Origin of the sequence: Lysinibacillus composti (genome assembly GCF_016908465.1) — a bacterium.
GTDB lineage: Bacteria > Bacillota > Bacilli > Bacillales_A > Planococcaceae > Ureibacillus > Ureibacillus composti_A.
Window position 1 is genome coordinate 21813 of sequence record NZ_JAFBDY010000016.1, and the last position, 20226, is coordinate 42038.

Sequence of the window (20226 nt, forward strand, 5' to 3'; positions counted from 1 at the left end):
TTTACATCCCCTTTCTCGAAAACAAGCACATTTGGGTCGGGTAACCATAAAGTTCGTGTTGTTCGCCGATTCCATCGAATATTAATTCATATTCTTGTGCTTCATTTTGCTTTTCACACCATTGTGTAAATTCATCTCTCGTCCACTCAAATCGATGATCAAGATGTCGGTATTCGGTATCCATCTCATAAACAGCATTATATTCTTTGTTTGGCGTCGTTAGCAGTAATGCCTTTGGTCGATAATCCTGTAAAATGGTTTTCATGATTTTTGGTAAACGATGCTCATCAATATGTTCGATGACTTCACACAGAATGATGATATCTTTGTTTTTTAATCGTTCATCAAAGTAAAAAAGAGAGCCGATGATTTGTGTAGGCATAATGAAATTCTCTTTCGGTTCTACTTGCTCAAAGCGTTTAAGGGCTTTAATGGATGCTGACTGTGAAGGTTCAACAGCTAAAATTGCTTGTACGCCTTCGATAAAACCTAGTTTTTCAGACAACTTCCCCTCTCCTGAACCTAAGTCAACAATGCTTTCTTTAAATGGTAGTTGGTTAATTTTTTGGATGATTTTCTCGTATCGGAGATCATTTAGTCTCACTTTCGGTTCTGGTTCTTGATTTGTTGCCTCTTCGGTCTCTTTTTCCAATTGGCTATAAACTTCCTGGAATCGAAGTGCTTTTCGTATGATGAAGTCACGTTGTGGATGTTGATCCAACCACCCCTCACCATAGCGCTCAATTTTTTCGACTTCTCTTTCATCAATATAATAATGCTTATAATTATCGAAGACCGGGATTAAAACAAAAAGCTGGCGCAGCCCCATTTGGAGTGTGGTTGAGCCTTTTATCGTAATAAATCGGGCAGTACTCTTAGTTTTAAAATTCATATTATAATCAGCTGCACCGTAAGTAATTTCCACGTTGTATCCTAGTGGCTGAAATAGTGCGGCAATTTCATCATCTGTAAGGTCTGATGCTAGTGGACCAAAGCTGAATTCTAAAGGAAAGGAGTGATATACCCAGGGTTCATATTCCTCTTTTGGTTTCCCATTCAGTGCTGTTCCTAGGGCAGACCTTAAAAATGTACAGAAGATACTACTCACAACAAATTCTCGGTCATTTATATAGGAAGTAATGTCGTATTTTTCTGAATTATTTCGTGAAAGTTCAATTGGGTCTGGTGTAACAAAAAACGTCACATCCACTTCTTCTTCGCTAAATTTTCTAAAAAACATTCTGACAAAATGCCCGCTAACACTTCTTTCGTAAAGGTTATTTGGGTTTTTCGCCAATAAATAAGAGAGCATTTGTACATCTTGTCCTGTCGCACGTATCGATAATTGCATGTCACACACACCTACTTTCTTAAATCAGTTCCCAATTTATAGCCTCTAAACTTACAGTACCATTTGTTATAAGCGGCTGCAAAGTTTCATAAATCAAATGCGACTTGGCGTATTTGATTCCAGATTTTATCGAGCTTAGGCCAACACGATGTTGGTCATATCACTGTTGCCACAGGACGTGGCGTTTTTCAGTGATAAGTGGCGTTCTTAGTCTGAGTTCATCGATTTCAATGGGAGTTGAACCCCATTGAATGAAGTAAAAAAAGAGCATCAACCCCTATCGGATCAACACTCCATTCATCAAAAAATTTTCAGATTACATTTCCGATAGATTTAAACAGTCTACATTGCCTTATAGCATTCTTTTTTATGTTGCATTTTAATTTTATACATATTAGAATCGGCTTTCGCAATTAAGCTGTTCAAATTTTGGCCATCCGTTGGAAATATGGCTTTTCCAATCGATACAGAAACATTATGATGCTGTATTTTCCATTGTTTTTGTTTCATTCCATGTTTAAATTGTTCTATTTTTTGGGATAAAACATGTTCGTCTTCAAACTTTGACAGAACCAGGAATTCATCGCCACCCCATCTAGCGATGATATCTTTTGGATCAAACGTCTCTTCTAACAGTTTTGATATCCCTACCAGCACTTGATCACCGGTTTCATGGCCAAACTGATCGTTTATTTTTTTAAAATCATTCACATCCAAGACTAAGACGGCCATATGTATATTTTTCTTCATGCAATAAGTACTTTCTTTAGGAAATTTATTTAAAACATATCGTCTGTTAAAAATCTTCGTTAACGTGTCTCTCGTTGAAAGATCTACCGATTTATCATATTGGTAACCTAAGTACCAAACTATTATTAAAGGGATAAGCGCTGGTACTGGTAACATGTGAGGTACTTCTCCAAAATGGGATTTGACCACTTCCCTAATTGCAAAAATCGTACATCCGAAAACAAGAACACTAATGATTCTACCCTTATGACTGACCTTTTTAAAATTCACCATGTCAATGTTGTACCCCTCCAACTAAATTGCAGTTATATTATTGTACACTTAAATTATGTTTAATTCTATATTAACCAAAAAATGGAATTAGGAAAATGCTTTTATTAATATTAATGTTGTAGAAGAGGTATAAAAATCCTTTTTTATAATCACTATCTTAGTGCTTTCAATCTTGCAGGAGTTTAGCTTATAATGAACTAACCATTAAATAATTGGAGGAATTCCCTATGAATGAAAATAATCAATCCGAATCACCGAAAAAGAAAATGAGCCTACAAGAGATGATGAAGCAACAACTTGAAAATAAAAAGAACCAGGCTTCAACTTCCGCTAAAGGGAAAATGAACGGCGACCAAACTACGAAGAAAATGAAAAGCCAACAAACAAAAAAAGCTAGCAATACGCGTAGAAAAATGGGTGTTTAATGAACGGTCAAAATCGAAGTAACGTCATGCCTGGGGTAGAAGTTGATATCGTATTAAAACAGGATCAAAAAACGGGCAAATTAACCCACGGCGTTGTAAAAGATCTACTTACAAAATCAGCTACGCATCCCCATGGAATTAAAGTAAGACTAACAGATGGACAAATTGGACGTGTAAAAGAAATTTATTCGAAATAAGAAAAAGCATTTAGAGATCCGTTCTCTGAATGCTTTTTTTGACTTATTTGTAGTTACTAATGCTTCCTAGCTTTCTTTAATTTGTTCGTATATTTTTTGAAGTTCCTCAAAAGACAGGTCACTAAGTGATTCTTTAATTTTTTCTTCAATGACTTTCTTGTTGTTTTCTCGGTATTGAGTCCACCATTCTCGCAGTCCTTCCGTCTTGTCAAAAATGTATTCAATATCGATTTCTTCGTTTTCATCATCTGACAGATAGTCTAATACAGACGCTAACATACGGGAAAGATCCTCGAGATCACCCTGATTTTTTGGTAGTTGAACAATTTTCTCCTCTTCTGACTCTTCATTCGTTTGAGAAGGCTTTCTAGGCATAAATTTCTCTCCTGTTCTACATCATTTATGCTTAGTATGACCTTCTTTAACAGAAAGAAGCGTAGAATCTTTTTTCGTTCAGCCTACTCTTCATCATTTCTATATTCTAAAATATCGCCAGGCTGACAATCTAAAGCTTTGCAAATAGCCTCTAAGGTTGAAAATCGAACGGCTTTGGCTTTTCCATTTTTTAAGATTGACAGGTTCGCCATGGTAATTCCCACTTTTTCCGAAAGTTCCGTTACGCTCATTTTCCGTTTAGCTAACATTACATCAATATTGATAATTATCGTCATGTTGTTCACCTCAGACCGTTAAATCATTTTCAGATTTAATATTGATGGCTTCTTGTAAAAGTCGTTGAAGTACAGCCGCAAAGACTGCAATGACTAACGCTGCAAAGATAGGAACCATGCCGATGATGACCAAACCTGGTGCATCGTCTAGCTGTGCTAACATAAAAACAAATGGCAATATAATCAAATACACAACACTAATCATTAGCGCGCAATATTTAATTTTCTTTAGTACATCTACAGACATTTGAGAAAATGCCTGATTTTTATCAATATTTCCCAAAAGTTTAAATGACTGATACAGTGCAGCAATATACGGAATCACAGCAACAAACATACCTATTACAATTGGGTAAAGGATATGGGCATAATCAGGATTTGCTGGATTATGACTTAAATAAATCACCATATAGATACACAAAGCAAGAACTGGAAGTCCCATTAGAAAAACAGCTATTTTTAAAAAGATGGTTGAACCTCGGTTCATCAAAAACACCTCACTTACTTAATTTCAATTTGATATTAGCATTAAATTTATCGTTTATCAATAAATTTTTATTCATTTTCGCGAATAGATTATAAAAAGGCATTTCTCAAGGCAAAGAAATGCCTTTATCATGTGAAATCTGTATTTAGTATTGAGAAAGTGGCTCAGAAATATTTTTGAAATGGGTGTATGAGAAATTGAAACGCGGCTATACTATTAGAGATTTCACTTCAACCGAATTGACTAAGGAGGGTTAACCCGATGAGTGCGATTGATCGTTAGCTCAGAAGGACCGTCAAGACTGAAAGCTAAAGCAATGGATTAAAGACCCAATGCGGAAAGCGAGGCAGTGTGTCATGGAGGCAGAATGTAAGTGAATCATGCCCGGAAATTATTTTCCGGGCTTTTTTACAGTATCTATTTTTGACTTTCATTTGTAGAAATGAGAATTCATAAGAGAAAATTATTTTGTTGTATTATGTTGCTGGGGCTTTTGTAGGCTAAATAAGGGAATATTTTTCCGTTAACTTCTGAAAAAATGCCAAAATTCATTGACTTCGGAGAGATAAGGGAAAATACTTCCGCTATTATAAAGAAAATATCCGGATTTTATAATTTAAGGGAAAAAAGTTCCGTTATTGTATGTTGCTGGGCTTTTGTAGGCTAAATAAGGGAATATTTTTCCGTTAATGTACGTTACAGCTGCTTTCATAAGCGAAATAAGGGAGTATTTTTCCGTTAATGTACGTTACAGCTGCTTTCATAAGCGAAATAAGGGAGTATTTTTCCGTTAACTTCTGAAAAAATGTCAAAATTCATTGATTTCGGTGAGATAAGGGAAAAAACTTCCGCTATTTTAAAGAAAATATCCAGATTTTTTAATTTAAGGGAATAAAGTTCCGTTATTGTATGTTTCCACTACTTACATAGCGGAGAATTTTTATACAGTTAGCTAAACTAAAAAAAGAGCACGATTCTACATGTGAATCGTACCCTTTTCAAATACTAACTATGAGAATACGGCAATTTTACGTGCGATTGATTCTGTTAGACGAGAGGCTACTTTTGGAACAGCCCATTTAATAATCGGTGTTAACATTGCACCTGATATTCCGCCTGCATTCACTTCTACTGTACAAGTCATCATTGTTTTCCCACTCATATCTTCAGCAGTAAAGTGACCGCTTCCTGTAAAATTGTCTGATAACCCTTTTAGTTCGAACTTAATATTTGAAGGTTCATTCCATTCAGTAATATCTACTTGAGCTTGGATGGTTTTCTTGATTCCCTTTACACTGCCTTCAAATGTCCAAATGGATTGCTTGTCGGTTACGATTTTATGTTCTTTATAGGCTGGTACTGCTGTTGCCCATTTTTCTAGATCACTCACATAGTCCCACACTGCTTGTACATCTACTGGAATTTCTACTGTATGTGTTCCTGTTGCCATTTTTGTTCCCTACTTTCGCTATCTTATATAATTAAAGATTACTATACATAATACCATAATTTACATCAGTTAGATATTTTAACTTGTTCTTTTGTTCATCAAAAATGTAACGGATCTTAAGCACATTCGTCAAATTCATAAATGGAGGCTTGGTTATGAAAAGTTATATTTTATCGATATTCTTACTAGGCAATTTTTTGTTATGGGGATGTTCTCCTGCAAGTAATAATCATCAGCAAACAACGGTCATAACAACTGGTAATCCAACTGCACAAGAGATCTTGGAAAATGATCCAAAGGCAGATATTTTTCAATGGAACGGTACAATTTATCAAACGAATATTGATTGGGTAAATGAACTGGTTTTATCAGAAGGTGATTTTGTAGGTGTCATGAAATATCACACTTCCAATCCAACTGATTTTGTAGATCTTTCGGCAAATGTCTTACCAATTGGAACTGAAATCTATAAGGTGAAGGAACGAAATGATATTCTTATTACAAAATATAACGGTGAATTGAAATACTACTATCAATTAGTGGAAGGATAAACACGCACAATAAAAGAAAGAGTGGTTCATGATGAGTAAATTTGAATGGAGAAAAGAACTCAAGGATCTCTATTTGCCTAAAAAGCCTACGAAAATTGACGTCCCCGAAATGAAATATTTTACAATTAATGGAAGTGGAAATCCGAACGGTGAACAATTTAAAGAGCATGTAGAAGCCCTTTACTCTTTATCCTATACAATTAGAATGATGCCCAAAAAAGGACTAACGCCTGGGGGCTATTTTGAATATACAGTATTCCCCATAGAGGGGTATTGGGATTTAGATGAAGAAGGCCGAAAATTAGATTATTTAAATAAAGATCATTTAGTTTACAAGTTAATGATTCGACAGCCTGATTTTGTCACAGAGGATTTGTATCAATATGCAGTAGAGACGGTTAAGCAAAAAAAGACAACGATTCATTTAGATCATGTTCAGTTTGAATCCATCACGGAAGGTTTATGTGTTCAAGCGATGCACATTGGAAGTTATGATGAGGAACCAAAAACATTCGAATTGATGGAACAGTTTTGTTTGCAAAACAACCTAACGAGAGCAGAAAAAACTCATAAAGAAATCTATATTTCAGACGCAAGAAAAACAGCGCCAGAAAAGTTAAAGACGGTTCTGAGATTTAAAGTGACTGAGAAGTAGTGTTTCTGCAACCATGTAAAAAGAACGGCAAATTGAATCTCGGTGTCACACCTTTTTAAATCAAAATTCTCCTGCTTAATTGCAATATCGAACTTTTCCATAAAACTCCCCCATAGATATCACATATTTATTTGGAGTTCATCACATACTTTTACTTATAGTAATATAAAATTCCACCTCCCTATTTTTTGTTATAATTGGTACAATAAGGGTTAAATATTTTAGATTACTGCAAAATAGTAATGGATACGGAAAATCTATTAATTTTCAGGAGATGTTTATTCCATTTTTTCCTTTTCTATAGAAAGATGGAATTAAATAGGGTAAGATAGATTTATAAATGTACGGTAGGAGGAGTGATACGATGTTCGACCATACTGGTGTGCTTATTTTAAAAGCTCTCATCATATTTACAATTGTGTTTGTTCCGTTTTTAATCCCTCTTGGGGAAGTATTATTTAAAAAACATTAAAGAGCTGGGACATAAGTAGAATTTTTAAGGAAAGCCACAATTATCTATAATAAGATATTGATACTTTATAGTTTGAGAGCAATAAGTGTTAGCCATTCTCCGAAAAAACGCGGCCTACCACTGTAAGCCGCGCCAGTTTTCATTCAACACCAGTCCTCATTCAAAACACCAACCTTAATCGATGAATTAAATTTTTAAAAAATGTGTATGAAAAATTAAGTGCAAGCTATACTATTAAAGATTTCACTTCTACCCAAATGACTAAGGAGGGTTAACCCGATGAGTGCGATTGAACGTTAACTCTGAAGGACCATCAAGACTGGAAGCTAAAGCATGGATTAAAAACCCAATGCGGAAAGCGAGGCAGTGTGTCATGGAGGAAGATCATAAGTGAGTCATGCCCGGAAATTATTTTCCGGGTTTTTTATTGTTTCTTCCCCTCCAAAAACAAATTTTCACTTACTTAATAAAAAGCCATTTGAACTATTCATTAATATTATTTCTTCTCACATTATTTCGGAAAAAATCAAAATTCACCCGTATGAAAAATGAAAATTGATCTATACTATTAAAGATTTCACTTCTACCAAGTGACTAAGGAGGGTTAACCCGATGAGTGTGATGGATTAGCTCAGAAGGACCGTCAATACTGAAAGCTAAAGCATGGATGTAAGTCTAATGCGAAAAAGCGAGGCAGTGTGTCATGGAGGCAGAATGTAAGTGAATCATGCCCGGAAATTATTTTCCGGGCTTTTTATATGAAAAAAACTACACTGATCATTGACCAAGTTAAATCCTTTTGATGTGATACTCCTCGACCTCCCCTTTATTAATGGTTTCCACCACCATATATCGCAGTTAAACAATCTAATTTGGTTTAATCCCCTATTTTTCACATGAATCAGAAAACCCCGTTGAGTTGTAAACGATCATATATCCAATTAAAGAAATATCCATTTCTTTCTAGCAACTTATGATAAAATGGAATAATCTACGCACAAAAAGGCTTTAAGAATGTTTGTATTGTATTTATAAATTTAAGTAGTAGGTGATGGAGTTTGCGCTTTAAAAAAAGTATCCCTAATATGTTAACTTTAGGGAATTTATACTGTGGTTTTCTTTCAATTGGTTTTGCTGCAAATGGTCATTTTAATAATGCTGCCATTTTGATCATCATTGGTATGATGTTAGACAGTATGGACGGTAGGTTAGCTAGAATTTTAAAAGCTGATAGTACTTTAGGAAAAGAGTTAGATTCATTAGCAGATATCGTAACTTTCGGAGTGGCTCCATCTTTTTTAATGTATTACACTTATTTTCATCAATTTGGATTACTAGGGTTGGCTGTTGCTGGCATGTTCCCATTATTCGGTGCCTTTCGTTTAGCTAGATTTAATATAAGTACGAATAAAACATCTCAAAATTATTTTATTGGCGTTCCTATTACAGCAGCCGGTGGGATTTTAGCGTTACTTACTTTGTTTGGTAATTACATTCCTAATATTATTACAACTGTAATCTTTACGATGCTTTGCTTTTTAATGATTAGTCGGATTAGAATACCTAGCTTAAAAGAAGTTCCATTACCTAAATACGGAACGATTGTTACGGTATTTTTAGGATGTTTATTATTTTTAATCTATAAAGAAACGTATGGAAGGTTTCCCTACCTAATTTACATTGCTACGCCTATTTATTTATTTTATTTGCTGCATCTAATAGTAAAAAAGAAAAAAAGTAGTTAATGCAAAACAACACGCTACACTTATCACTGACGGATTTGAAATATGACCATATTTAACACAATTAGATTACCTGTGCTAAAGTACCTCGAAAGGATCTACATAGATGAAAATATCACGTAGAGTTAAATATTATTTAATCCGTCTATTTCGGCTAAAATCTAGTCCTCATCCAGTAGCATTGGGTTTTACTATGGGTCTTATTCCAAGCTGGCTTCCTACGTTTGGTCTAGGTCCCGTTCTTTCGGTTGGTTTAGCTAAACTAGTAAGGGCCAATACCGTTTCAGCCCTCGTCGGTGGTGTCATAGGAACTCTAATTTGGCCACTTCTTTTCTTATTAAACTATCAAGTTGGAAGCTTACTATTGGATAGGAATTCAAAAGTAGATGAACTGGAAGAAGTTGAATATATAGACGCGATTCATCATGCCTATAAGGGGATTGTTGGTTCCCATTCTAGTGGAATCTTATTTCTAACAGGTGCCGTGATTAATATACTTACCTCTTCAGTTTTAATTTACTTCATGATGTATTTCTTATTTAAGACGTGCCGAATGAGGATTTTAAATAAAATCAGAAGAACTTGAAGTTAAAGCGCTCAATATTAAGCGCTTTTTACTTTGCCAAATTTGTTTATTCATTATGAAAATAAATGCCTACGAAAATTTTGTTAATTAAATTCTTTCATCAAATTGTGTCGAGTAAATGGTTTATTTCTAATAATGTCTATCCAAAAAGAGAAGTACATAACTCCCCGCACAAATTAAATAAGCCACCTTAATGATGAGGAACATTGAATATTCAAATGAAGTGAGTGTACGTTCCCTCTTCAGTTTTTTCAGATATCGATACAAGAAAAATAAACAAACAAAAAGCATGATGAGTGAGAATTGATGGAGATTTTCTAAGAGACGAACCAAAAACTTCCCCTCCCTTCCTTCCGATTCCTAATTTTAGGAAAGTTGTCCACGATCCTTTCCTTTTCACCTTATGATTTGTCCGCACTGGAAATGAAGTTAAAAACCGACGAATCCCGCTAGAATTACTCTTCATAAAGTGCGATGAAGTTCAATATACGACTGAATCACACTAGAATCAATCTTCATAAAGGTGATGAAGTTCAAAACTCGATCGAGTCACACTAGAATTGATCTTCATAAAGGCAATGAAGTTCAAAACACGATCGAGTCACACTAGAATTGATCTTCATAAAGTCAATGAAGTTCAAAATACGACTGAGTCACACCCAAATTGATCTTCATAAAGGCGATGAAGTTCAATATACGACTGAATCCCACCCAAATTGAACTTCATAAAGGCGATGAAGTTCAAAAAAGGACTGAGTCACATCCGAATTGATCTTCATAAAGGCGATGAAGCTCAAAACAGGACTGAGTCACATCCGAATTGATCTTCATAAAAGGCGATGAAGTTCAATATACGACTGAGTCACACCCAAATTGATCTTCATAAAGGCAATGAAGCTCAAAACAGGACTGAGTCACATGCGAATTCATTTTCATAAAGGTGATGAAGTTCAATATACGACTGCGTCACACCCAAATTGATCTTCATAAAGGCAATGAAGCTCAAAACAGGACTGAGTCACATGCGAATTCATTTTCATAAAGGTGATGAAGTTCAAAACACAATCGAGTCACACTAGATTTCAACTTCATCTAGGAGACGAAATTATTTTACCAATCTCTAAAACAAGTTAAGAACTTCATCAAATTAATAAAGCACAATTTACCCGTGAAAACACACCTGAAACAAGCCTTTTCAATATACAGAAAAAGCATTTCTCCTTCTTAGAAGTTGAAATGCTTTGTTATTTTTCATTCAATATACATTACAATCATGCTAAACTGCAAAAACTGTTCCAATCGCAAGTATTAATAATGCGATCAAAAGGAAGATCACGACGAGTACAATGATTAAGATAATCGTTGGGATAAATAAAGTAAAGAAGGCTTTCCAGTTTGAGATTTTATGAGCTTCTGCCACTATTGCAATTGAAATGACGAAACACCAAACCGTGACGACAAACGTGACAATTAACGTGATGATTGGTAATACAATGAAGTCACCAAAAACATCACCAGAAAATAAACTCTCTGGTTCCACAAACATCCAAATTAAATAGAATGGAATTAACACAATATAAGGTATGGCAACGAGGGACATTGATTTAAAGATGTCTTGATACGTACCTGTACCTTTAAACAGTTTTCCAATTAACCAAACAATTAAAGAGTAAAGTGCATTTGATATAATTCCTAAAATCGGTGATAGGATTACTAAAAGTAATAAAATCACCCATAACGACATCATTGGATACAGTTCCGTATCTGTTAGCCCAGCACATAAACTACCAATATACCCGATTGCGATAATGAAAAGCGTATAAGGAATCCCCTTCTGTTCCATCACATATCTGGCTGTTTTTTTCGGATGCAACCAAACGGATAAAAACGGATTTAACCTTTCTTGTTCATTCATAAACTCACCTCAAAAAATTATTTTATTACCTAATAAAGAGCATATAAATATCAAATATATAGGAAAATATACTAAAAAACTAGACTTATATTTAAACTTTTTTATGAACCTCTAAAAGCGTAAGTATTCCTCAGTAATTTCCTGCTTGTAATCCCCTCAGAGTAAAATAGATTCTTTTATTAATTGCTCATGTTCTTCCGCCCCACCTTACTTCCTATTAATATAAATCTATTCATCAATTTGGAGATTTCCAATGTATTGGGCAGTACCATGATCCGTATTCAAATTTACTTCGATGACATAAGTACCTTTTTCTGATGGAAGCGTAAATTCCTTCGATTTATGATCGACTTCTAATTGTGTATGTTCACCTTTTTTCCAAAGGGTAACTGTTACTTCTTCTAATAAGAAATCTTCATGATTAAATTCAATACTTTCATTACTTCCTGCTGGAACGGTTACTGGCTTTTGTTCTTTTGCCAAAGCAAACATGTCTGCATTTATGACTGTACTATGCTCCGAAATGCCTTTTTTGGTATACCAATTTGTATTGGCTTCTTCTAACTCTATTCCACTTGAAGTTAGCGATACAGTTGGAGGTGTATAGTCGTAGTTCTCTCCAATCAAGTTACATCCTGTTAAGATCAAAGTTCCGAATACAACTGCAGTACATTTTTTTAAATGATTCACCGGTGTCCCCTTTCAAACATTTTAGTTTTTCATTTGAATTTGTGGATTCCTTTTTTGTAGCACAAGAATAAATTGATTTATGTCATTGGGAGAAATCTGAATGGTTTTATACTTGCCATAATTAATTTCAACCCGGTTCATTGAAAGTGCTGGAGCTACAAAGGGATTTTTTGTGTGACGAATGGAGTGAATGTCCTGAATATGTATAGACTTCTTTATAGGGCCATATGAGATGTCTAATCTTTCCTTTTCTAGTTTGTACTGTGTATGAAACCAAATTGCACTTAATAAATAAATCATTAGAGGCATTAGGATGATACCTAAAAGATCGATGGGCTGTTGAATCGAATGATAGAAAACCCAACCGAACAAGCCAATTAACGTCCAAATGACAATACCCATCCACCAATCTTTTTTTGATGAAAAAGCCACTGATTCACCTCCCTATTTTCTATACGGTTCAACCTTCCAAATGGTTTCAAAAATTTCCATTGCTTAGGAGATTGAAGAATAAACTATGGGGGCTTTGAATGTATTAAATTTGATAAACTGGTATACTTTGTAAGAAATTAAATCCATTCTTAAGGGGGTTGGGATTTGAAAAATAAGAAGTTATTATGGGGCTTGATGTCCGTTACCTTTCTTTTATTTGTAGGGTCCATTGTCTTTAGTTTATTGCGAGATGATGATCCATATCGCTACTACACAGGGATAGGTAGCTCCTTTGACCTTTCACCGGATGAAGAACAGTATTTATTTCCCTATTACGTAGATGGAAATGAAAGCATCTATCGCTCAAATGCAGATGGAACAAATGTTACGAAACTAGTGGAATCAGAAACCGCCAGATTACATAGTCCACGCTATTCGAATGATGGAGCGAAAATTCTTTATTTAGCCGAAAATCCAGAACATCTCAATACACTATTTGTTGCGAATGAGGATGGCAGTGAACAGAAATTGTTAACTCCAGACAAAACTCATGTTTCCGAAGCTGTTTTTTCAAAGACAGGCGATAAAATTTTTTTCGTTGGAACACCTGCAGAAGATTATAAAAAGGTTGAAGGCGAAACGACAGAAGGGTTTGACTTGTTTTCCGTGGATCTTGATTCAGGGAAGATTGACCAACTTACGAATCGAGATTACTTCACGATGAATGACCTTTCTATTTCACATGATGGGAAAGAATTATACTATAGTTTGTTTGAAGTGAATCGTGAGAATGTAACTGCCTACTCCATTGCAGATGGAATTGAACAAGAAGCACCGGGATCAAACTGGCTCCCTGAAGATAGCTATGCATACCGATATTCGTCTGACGGAAGTAAAATGGCATACACAAGTATTTCGGAAGAATCATTAGATAGTTCCCTGTTTAAATATGAGTTATTTTTGCTCGATTTAGAAAATGGAGAGTCAAAAAGGCTGACAAACCTTGGTTCATCGGTCGTATCGCCAATGTTTTTAAGAACACAAAACAGCATTGCCTTTTTGGAAAATAAAAATTGGCCACAAGTTCCTGAAAAACATACACTTAAGGTTTTGGACTTAGGCACTGAAAAAATAAAGTCGATTGAAATGGAGATGACGCCTTCTAATTCAAACCATTGGGTAATGAAAACACTAGATCTATTTGCCAATGGTTACACGGTGGCTGCTTTATATGTCATCTTATTAGGGTTATTAAGTACTTACCTATTCTTCTTCCATTCGACAAGAAAACGGTTTATACCAGCCATTATTAGCTTTACTCTTGCAGTACTTGTTTTCATCAGTAGTTTTATCGTAGCTATGGCTGTTGATCCATGGTACGGAATTGGTGTTGGAATACTCGCAGCTGCATTATTAGGTTGTACGCTCATTATTTTTGCCTATGCATATGCTTTAAAGTTCTTTTTTAAAGGGAACAATACTTCAATTGAGATGAATGAAGAGGCTGAGTAATTTACTAGGTATAATAATTTTTTTAAAAAAAGACTGGGATAGATGTAGATTTTTTAAGAATATTTATAGTAAGATTTTGACTTTATTCTTAGGATGAAGAGATATTATTCCGACTAGTTAAGAATTGTTAGCCACTTTCCAGAAACCGCGGCCTACCACTGTAAGCCGCGCAAAATTTCCGGAACATTTAGAAGGCCATATTTTATGTGAGCGGACATTACACAAAGCACAAAGACAAGTCGAAAAGACATGTTTCAACATGGCTTTTCGGCTTGTGTGCTTAGTCCGCTCTCAGCATAAACTTTATAAGAATTCTGATTAGAATGTGTTTTACTATAATAAAATCTAAAATAAGCACCTTTTCTTTTAAATAAAAAGTGTAATTTTGGTTTTATCCCAACCCGTTTATATTTTTACACCAAACGAGCCAGATTGTTCTCTTTTGACAACGGTGTCACTTTTTGCGCTTCCCCAGGAAATTTCGGAAATGATTGCACGTAATTTCCGGTCATTATTTTTTAAAAAATGCACGCTCCAAACACCACTTTTAAAGAAGAAATGACCTATATATTCCTTCGACTTCACATCTAATCTTATAAAAATCCAAAATTAACGGATGCGTATTTTCATTAAATTTCAATTCTTTTAATCTTCTTTTCCCAAGTCTTCGATCCAACATCGCATAGGCCCGGATGATGACATTTTCTGAACTCAAAGCCTCCTCAATAGATAAAGAACTGTACTCCATAAATGGTTCATAGAGGTGGAAACTGTTGAAAATGTTTTGATTGTTTAGGAAATCTTCCACCTCATCTGACACTTGAACTAATGCCTGCCGTTCCTTTGACTGGAACATAACTTCCCAATCAGAATTATAAGGAATACCCTTTAGATTTTTGTCCTTTTTCATCTGTTGATAGAGTTCCTCATGCATTACAGTATAAGTTACATCAGAGGCACTTAAGATCTCTTTTTTATCGAATGTAATCCATACTCTTGCTGGACCATCATGAAATTTACGGTACACCGTTGCATAGATCTTAATTCGACCTTGTAATTGATCACATAAAAAACTTTCAAGTGTTGATTTCGTTTTACTCCATTGCATATGATTCACCACCTCTAACTAGCTTTTTATTCTATTAATTTAACATAATGCTGTCATTGATCCCATCAGCAATCTGCCGCGCTTACTAAAATAATTCCCTCAACAAAAAAAAGTAATTCCCAGGTGATAAACCTTAGGAATTACTTTCATCTCATCAAACATAGTTCTCTAGAATATGTATCGTTTGAGCTATTTTCTTTTAACCATGTGAAATTGTAAAGTTTTGCAGTTCATCAGACGTTATACGATAAGAGGCAACTTTTTTCTTCCGTTGCTTTACGATATCGACGTGATCATTGTAATTATAGACAAAGAACGTTATTTCTTTTTTTCCTTTTTTAACGGTCATAATATATGGAATCACATCCGTTTCTGGGTGAAGAACCAATTCTTCATTACCAGGGAAAATATGATATCTTTCTAAAAAGAGCGCCTCATTAAAATAGTCAACCAATTGGACCTGATCTTCCTTTGCTAATTGTCTTCCATTATAGGTTACCGTAGTATTGGCGCTGTCAATTTTTGGATGAAGGGCAAATTTACTAACTACCCATCCAACGACTGCACTTGGGGGACTCGTTAATAACTTTAGGAAAATTCCACCCAACACAATAAGAACAGCAGTCCATGTCATATGAATCAACTCCTTGCTAAATCACTATTTACCAATTATTTTCCATTCAGTTATGGATTTCATATACCTACACTATCATAATGGATTTTGTCAGTTTATGACCATCCAATCCATTATTATTTTGACCATCCATTTGACGCGTAAAATTAAAGTGAATGAAGTGCTTCTGCAAACCGTTTAATTCCTTCATCAATTGATGGTTCGTCTTCCCTTGCGAATGTAAAGCGAACAAACCCTTGTTTTGAACTCATTGTTGAACCTGGAACATAGATGACGCCTCTCTTCATGGATTCCTCAAGTAATTGACTTTCATTATGCTCTTTTTTAATGTGAACCCATAGATGAATACCGCCATTTGGAACGGTAAATTCTATCTCATCCTTTAAATAAGCGTTTAGACTGGCTACAATTTGGTTTTTGCGCTTTTCTAATTCCTTTACTAACCTTTTCATATGGAATTGGAAATTTTCAGATTCCATAAAATCATTGGCAATCCATTGTGTAAAGCTGGAATGCCCAAAATCGATTTGTTGTTTGGCATCCGCTAATCTTTCGATCACTGAAGTTGGTCCAATAATCCAACCAATCCTTAAACCAGACGCAACAATTTTGGATAACGAGCTAATATATAAAACATTTCCATGGACGTCCATTGATTTGAGTGTAGGGATTTTCTCTCCATTGAATGAAGTGAGGCTATACGGATCGTCTTCTACTACAGGGATTCCATATTCAGATGATAGTTCTAAGATTGCTTCTCGTTGTTGAGCATTCATTAAATAGCCTGTTGGATTTTGATAAGATGGATTGAGAAAAATCATTCGAATCCGATGTTTTTTGTATAATGACAATAACTCTTCCGGATGTATTCCCTCTTGATGAACAGGCAAATCATAAACCTTTATTCCCGCAGATTGAAAAATGGGAAGACTATAATTATAGGAAGGGTTTTCGATGGCGACTGCATCACCAGGTTTTAATAAACACTGAACGACAAGGTGAAGTGCTTGCTGCGCCCCAGAAGTAATAAGGATTGAAGATGGAGTCGTTTCAATTCCTCGATACTGTTTCACGTGTTTTGTCAGCGTGTTTCTTAAAATGGCGCTTCCTTGTGGATGATCGTACCCTAAGCTTCCGATAAAGGAACGCGTTGAAGTGATCTCTCTTAAGGATTTTAGAGGGAATAGATCTTCGGACAACTCCCCACTTGCTAAATTAATAAGATGATGTTCAACCGCTTCTTTTCTGATTCTTTGTGTAACAGGTAAATTCGGCAAAAAAGAGCCGGCTTCGATATACCGGTTCCAGCTCGGAATACGTTTTTTAGCAATTCCCCATATATCTTTACTAATGGTCGTGCCGCTTCCTCTATTTCTTTGAATAAGTCCATTTGCTTCTAGTTCATCATACGCTGCCACGACAGTGCTTCTATTAACGTTCAGTTCCTTCGCTAAATATCGTTCGGAAGGCAATGGTTTATCCGGTGGGAATGTACCATCTGCAATTCCCTGTTCCATATACTCAGCCAGTTGTTTATATATTGCTTTTTTTGCGCTTCGGTCTGGTCTCCAATCCATGTCTACCTCTTCCTTTTAACTATTCGGTTCTAAAGTATTATTATACACCTAACCATCCAATCGTCTATTATATTCGCCATCCACTTATTTAATAAAGTTTGTTTACATTTCGGACGCCGTATTCGTTTTCCTGTGTAATTTAGTTACATTTACGTAATAAAAAGGGTGGTAATCTTCGAATGATTACCACCCTCGCTATTAATTTCGTTTTAATCTTCTTAACATCTAACATACTTCCGCTTAAAGCCAATTCGATCTTTTTCTATTTCTTTTTGAATATTTTCATAGGCATGTAGGAACGTATTTTTCTTGTTAGGTCTTTTCATTTCCACTGGACCAATCGCCTCAGCCGTTTCGACCGCTTTTTCATGTAGCGGCAAATAAGATACCCCTACCGTGTATACAAAATTATTCATTGCAGATTTTGTTCGTTCTGGTGATTCACGAATCGTATTTTTAACCGTTTCCAACATCGTAGCAATCTTACTTTCAGAAAATTCATGGTCCTTTCGATTCCCGAGTAGCCAACAGTAGCAACTCCAACCTGCAGACATTTTTAGTTCATCGCCACTAGCAATCCATTTATCTGCCACTTCTTGCGCAATATCCGATTCTGATAAAGTCACTGCCACGACATAATCAGACAGCATATAAAAATAGGCCGACTCCATCCAACGATCATAATCCGCCTCTGTCATCGCTTTTGGATCTGCAATTACCCCTGCAAAATACATAGCATCATAATTTCCTGTTGCATAAAGTTCTTCTGCTAGAGCTTGATTGATTTTAATTTTCTTTGCAATGGGTTTCATTGCACCCGTAGCAACGCCAAACACCGGTTCATGTGCGCCGTTCGATATGTACATTTTTTTCGTTCGTTCCTTGCCAAGGGCTTCCAGTTCCTGCATCACCGTTTGAAAATCCATCGTTACGTAACACTTCCTTTTTTTAATATTTTTCCGATAAAAATTTTAAGTAGATACATCTATTTTAACATTTGTCGTAGAAGAAAGAGCGTGGTAATTTTTTCGGGCATAATGAAAGGCCCCATCCCACCTAAAGGAACGGAGCCTATCATTTCAAATTCCCTAAAAGAGAACGATTATTTATTTACTTCCAATACCATTTTTCCTACACTTTGTCGACTTTCGATTAAACGATGTGCCTCGGAAGCTTCCTCTATTGAGAAGGTGTTACCTATTTTGATGTCTAAACGGCCATCTGCTAAATATTCTAACACTCGCTCTGCCGTTTCACGTAATAATTCAGGTCGGTTGTTTCTTGTTGTACCTAAGCTAAAACCAAGAACTGCACGACAACTGGAGTGTAAATCCACTGTTTTAACTTGGCCTATTTCACCGCTTGCATTTCCGAAGTTGACTAATCTCCCGTACATCGCTAAGCAGTCTAAACTTTTTTCAGCTACCTTGCCACCAATGGAATCTAAAATCACATCGACGCCTTTTCCACCTGTCAGGTCATTCACCTTCTCTACGAAATCTTCCTGTTCATAATTGATGACGTAGTCCGCCCCTGCTTCAAGGGCTGTTGAAATCTTGTTTTCACTGCCAACCGTACCGATGACACGACTCGCTCCTAAAATTTTTGCCAACTGAATGGCAGTCGTTCCAATGCCTCCTGCAGCTGCATGAATAAGAACCGACTCCCCTTGAACTAATCTTCCCACATCTGCCAGTAATTTATAGGATGTAAATGAAACAAGTGGACTCGCTGCAGCCTTACGATAATCAACGTTTTCAGGTAATACAAACGCAAGGTTTTCATCCGCTACGATATATTCTGCATAGGAGCCTGTCTTAGGGAAAGCAATAACTCGTTGTCCCACTTTTAAGTTTTGCACCTCAGATCCGACTTCCGCAATAACTCCTGTTGCATCCATCCCTGGAATAATTGGCGGTTTTCCTGCTGCATGAAATTTCCCTTGTCTTGTCATAATATCCGCAAAGTTCACACTTGTTGCGTCTACTCGAATAAGTACTTGGTTACTTTCGATTGTTGGCGTGTCTACTTCAATATACGTTAACACTTCGGGCCCACCAAATTCATTAATTACTACAGCTTTCATCTATGATTCCCCCTACGAAATGATACTTTACCTGCAAAAAATTCCCTTTTTTCTTCCACGCGCACTATATGATAAAAAACTCCATTTACAAATCAAATCGATAAAACCACTTACTTCCCTTTTAATGGAGATAGATATATTTGGATGAGGAAATTTTTTACTTTACAATAAATTCTATTTAATTCGCAAAAATCCCTTTAGTTTGATGAAGTTTTCTAAGTAAATTGATTTTTTAAATGAACGTGTATAAAAAAATCGAATCGCTCTATACTATTAAAGATTTCACTTCTAATCCAAGTGACTAAGGAGGGTTAACCCGATGAGTGTGGAAGATCGTTAGCTCAGAAGGACCGTCAAGAATCACTAAATAAGTGATTAAGGAGGGTTAACCTGATGAGTGTGGGAGATTATTAGCTCAGAAGGACCATCAATTTTCACTTCTAAATAAGTGATTAAGGAGGGTTAACCCGATGAGTGCGAATAGTCGTTAGCTCTGAAGGGCCGTCAATATTCACTTTTCATTAAGTGATTAAGGAGGGTTAACCCGATGAGTGGGAAAGATCGATAGCTCAAAAGGACCATCTAGACTGAGAAGCTTCAGCATTTAATGCGAAAGCGAGGCAGTGTGTCATGGAGGAAGATCAAAAGTGAATCATGCCCGG

Annotated in this window: 21 protein-coding genes; 7 read left to right on the plus strand and 14 right to left on the minus strand. The window is 35.8% G+C overall.

The window, feature by feature from the left end; translation table 11 throughout:
- Position 1: 1 nt before the first annotated feature.
- Positions 2–1351: a 3' terminal RNA ribose 2'-O-methyltransferase Hen1 gene (locus JOD29_RS14795; protein ID WP_124766238.1), complete on the minus strand. Its 1350-nt coding sequence runs from the start codon at positions 1349–1351 to the stop codon at positions 2–4.
- A 342-nt stretch (positions 1352–1693) separates the two neighbouring features.
- Positions 1694–2374, minus strand: coding sequence for a GGDEF domain-containing protein (locus JOD29_RS14800; RefSeq protein ID WP_124766239.1), 681 nt, complete (start codon positions 2372–2374; stop codon positions 1694–1696).
- A 227-nt stretch (positions 2375–2601) separates the two neighbouring features.
- On the opposite strand from JOD29_RS14800, the gene JOD29_RS14805 reads away from it, so the two are divergent.
- Positions 2602–2799: a hypothetical protein gene (locus JOD29_RS14805; RefSeq protein ID WP_124766240.1), complete on the plus strand. Its 198-nt coding sequence runs from the start codon at positions 2602–2604 to the stop codon at positions 2797–2799.
- A complete protein-coding gene (locus JOD29_RS14810) occupies positions 2799–2996 on the plus strand; it encodes a YwbE family protein (protein WP_124766241.1) in 198 nt (65 codons plus the stop codon). Before JOD29_RS14805 ends, JOD29_RS14810 begins: the two co-directional genes overlap by 1 nt.
- Positions 2997–3062: 66 nt before the next feature.
- Here JOD29_RS14810 and JOD29_RS14815 read toward each other — a convergent pair whose 3' ends face one another.
- From JOD29_RS14815 to JOD29_RS14830, 4 genes are all read right to left on the minus strand, one after another.
- Complete coding sequence (locus tag JOD29_RS14815) at positions 3063–3371, minus strand: hypothetical protein (protein ID WP_124766242.1); 309 nt, start codon at positions 3369–3371, stop codon at positions 3063–3065.
- An 83-nt stretch (positions 3372–3454) separates the two neighbouring features.
- Positions 3455–3667: a helix-turn-helix domain-containing protein gene (locus tag JOD29_RS14820; RefSeq protein ID WP_124766243.1), complete on the minus strand. Its 213-nt coding sequence runs from the start codon at positions 3665–3667 to the stop codon at positions 3455–3457.
- 10 nt (positions 3668–3677) lie between these two features.
- Positions 3678–4154, minus strand: a complete 477-nt coding sequence (locus tag JOD29_RS14825) for a DUF2975 domain-containing protein (protein ID WP_124766244.1) — start codon at positions 4152–4154, stop codon at positions 3678–3680.
- Positions 4155–5163: 1009 nt separating this feature from the next.
- Entirely contained in the window at positions 5164–5604 is a 441-nt protein-coding gene (locus JOD29_RS14830; RefSeq protein WP_124766245.1) for an SRPBCC family protein, read from the minus strand.
- Positions 5605–5759: 155 nt separating this feature from the next.
- Here JOD29_RS14830 and JOD29_RS14835 point away from each other — a divergent pair, with 155 nt between their 5' ends.
- The 4 genes from JOD29_RS14835 (at position 5760) to JOD29_RS14850 (ending at position 9610) form a co-directional block, all read left to right on the plus strand.
- Positions 5760–6155, plus strand: a complete 396-nt coding sequence (locus JOD29_RS14835) for a hypothetical protein (RefSeq protein WP_124766246.1) — start codon at positions 5760–5762, stop codon at positions 6153–6155.
- A gap of 31 nt (positions 6156–6186) precedes the next feature.
- A complete protein-coding gene (locus JOD29_RS14840; protein ID WP_124766247.1) occupies positions 6187–6810 on the plus strand; it encodes a GyrI-like domain-containing protein in 624 nt (207 codons plus the stop codon).
- 1530 nt (positions 6811–8340) lie between these two features.
- On the plus strand, positions 8341–9027 hold the full coding sequence (gene pssA, locus JOD29_RS14845) for a CDP-diacylglycerol--serine O-phosphatidyltransferase (protein ID WP_124766248.1): 687 nt from the start codon (positions 8341–8343) through the stop codon (positions 9025–9027).
- Positions 9028–9130: 103 nt separating this feature from the next.
- Positions 9131–9610: a DUF2062 domain-containing protein gene (locus JOD29_RS14850; RefSeq protein WP_124766249.1), complete on the plus strand. Its 480-nt coding sequence runs from the start codon at positions 9131–9133 to the stop codon at positions 9608–9610.
- Positions 9611–10886: 1276 nt separating this feature from the next.
- On the opposite strand, the gene JOD29_RS14855 is transcribed toward JOD29_RS14850, so the two are convergent.
- The 3 genes from JOD29_RS14855 to JOD29_RS14865 all read right to left on the minus strand — a co-directional run bounded on the left by JOD29_RS14855 (position 10887) and on the right by JOD29_RS14865 (position 12647).
- Positions 10887–11525, minus strand: coding sequence for a Yip1 family protein (locus tag JOD29_RS14855; RefSeq protein ID WP_124766251.1), 639 nt, complete (start codon positions 11523–11525; stop codon positions 10887–10889).
- Positions 11526–11753: 228 nt separating this feature from the next.
- Positions 11754–12215: a hypothetical protein gene (locus tag JOD29_RS14860; protein ID WP_124766252.1), complete on the minus strand. Its 462-nt coding sequence runs from the start codon at positions 12213–12215 to the stop codon at positions 11754–11756.
- A 21-nt stretch (positions 12216–12236) separates the two neighbouring features.
- Entirely contained in the window at positions 12237–12647 is a 411-nt protein-coding gene (locus JOD29_RS14865; protein WP_124766253.1) for a PH domain-containing protein, read from the minus strand.
- A gap of 165 nt (positions 12648–12812) precedes the next feature.
- Between JOD29_RS14865 and JOD29_RS14870 the strand changes: the two genes are divergently transcribed.
- Positions 12813–14159 (plus strand): hypothetical protein, encoded by a 1347-nt coding sequence (locus JOD29_RS14870; RefSeq protein WP_124766254.1) that lies wholly within the window; start codon positions 12813–12815, stop codon positions 14157–14159.
- A gap of 547 nt (positions 14160–14706) precedes the next feature.
- On the opposite strand, the gene JOD29_RS14875 is transcribed toward JOD29_RS14870, so the two are convergent.
- The 5 genes from JOD29_RS14875 to JOD29_RS14895 form a co-directional block, all read right to left on the minus strand.
- On the minus strand, positions 14707–15267 hold the full coding sequence (locus tag JOD29_RS14875; protein WP_124766255.1) for an SF0329 family protein: 561 nt from the start codon (positions 15265–15267) through the stop codon (positions 14707–14709).
- Positions 15268–15466: 199 nt separating this feature from the next.
- Positions 15467–15901 carry a YfmQ family protein gene (locus JOD29_RS14880; protein ID WP_124766256.1) on the minus strand — a complete coding sequence of 145 codons (435 nt, stop codon included), beginning with the start codon at positions 15899–15901 and terminating at the stop codon, positions 15467–15469.
- A 146-nt stretch (positions 15902–16047) separates the two neighbouring features.
- Complete coding sequence (gene pdxR, locus JOD29_RS14885; RefSeq protein ID WP_124766257.1) at positions 16048–17478, minus strand: MocR-like pyridoxine biosynthesis transcription factor PdxR; 1431 nt, start codon at positions 17476–17478, stop codon at positions 16048–16050.
- 218 nt (positions 17479–17696) lie between these two features.
- The gene (locus JOD29_RS14890) at positions 17697–18404 is read right to left on the minus strand and encodes a DNA alkylation repair protein (RefSeq protein WP_124766258.1); all 708 of its coding nucleotides are present in this window, start codon (positions 18402–18404) and stop codon (positions 17697–17699) included.
- 176 nt (positions 18405–18580) lie between these two features.
- Positions 18581–19564 (minus strand): quinone oxidoreductase family protein, encoded by a 984-nt coding sequence (locus tag JOD29_RS14895; RefSeq protein ID WP_124766259.1) that lies wholly within the window; start codon positions 19562–19564, stop codon positions 18581–18583.
- Positions 19565–20226: the final 662 nt, after the last annotated feature.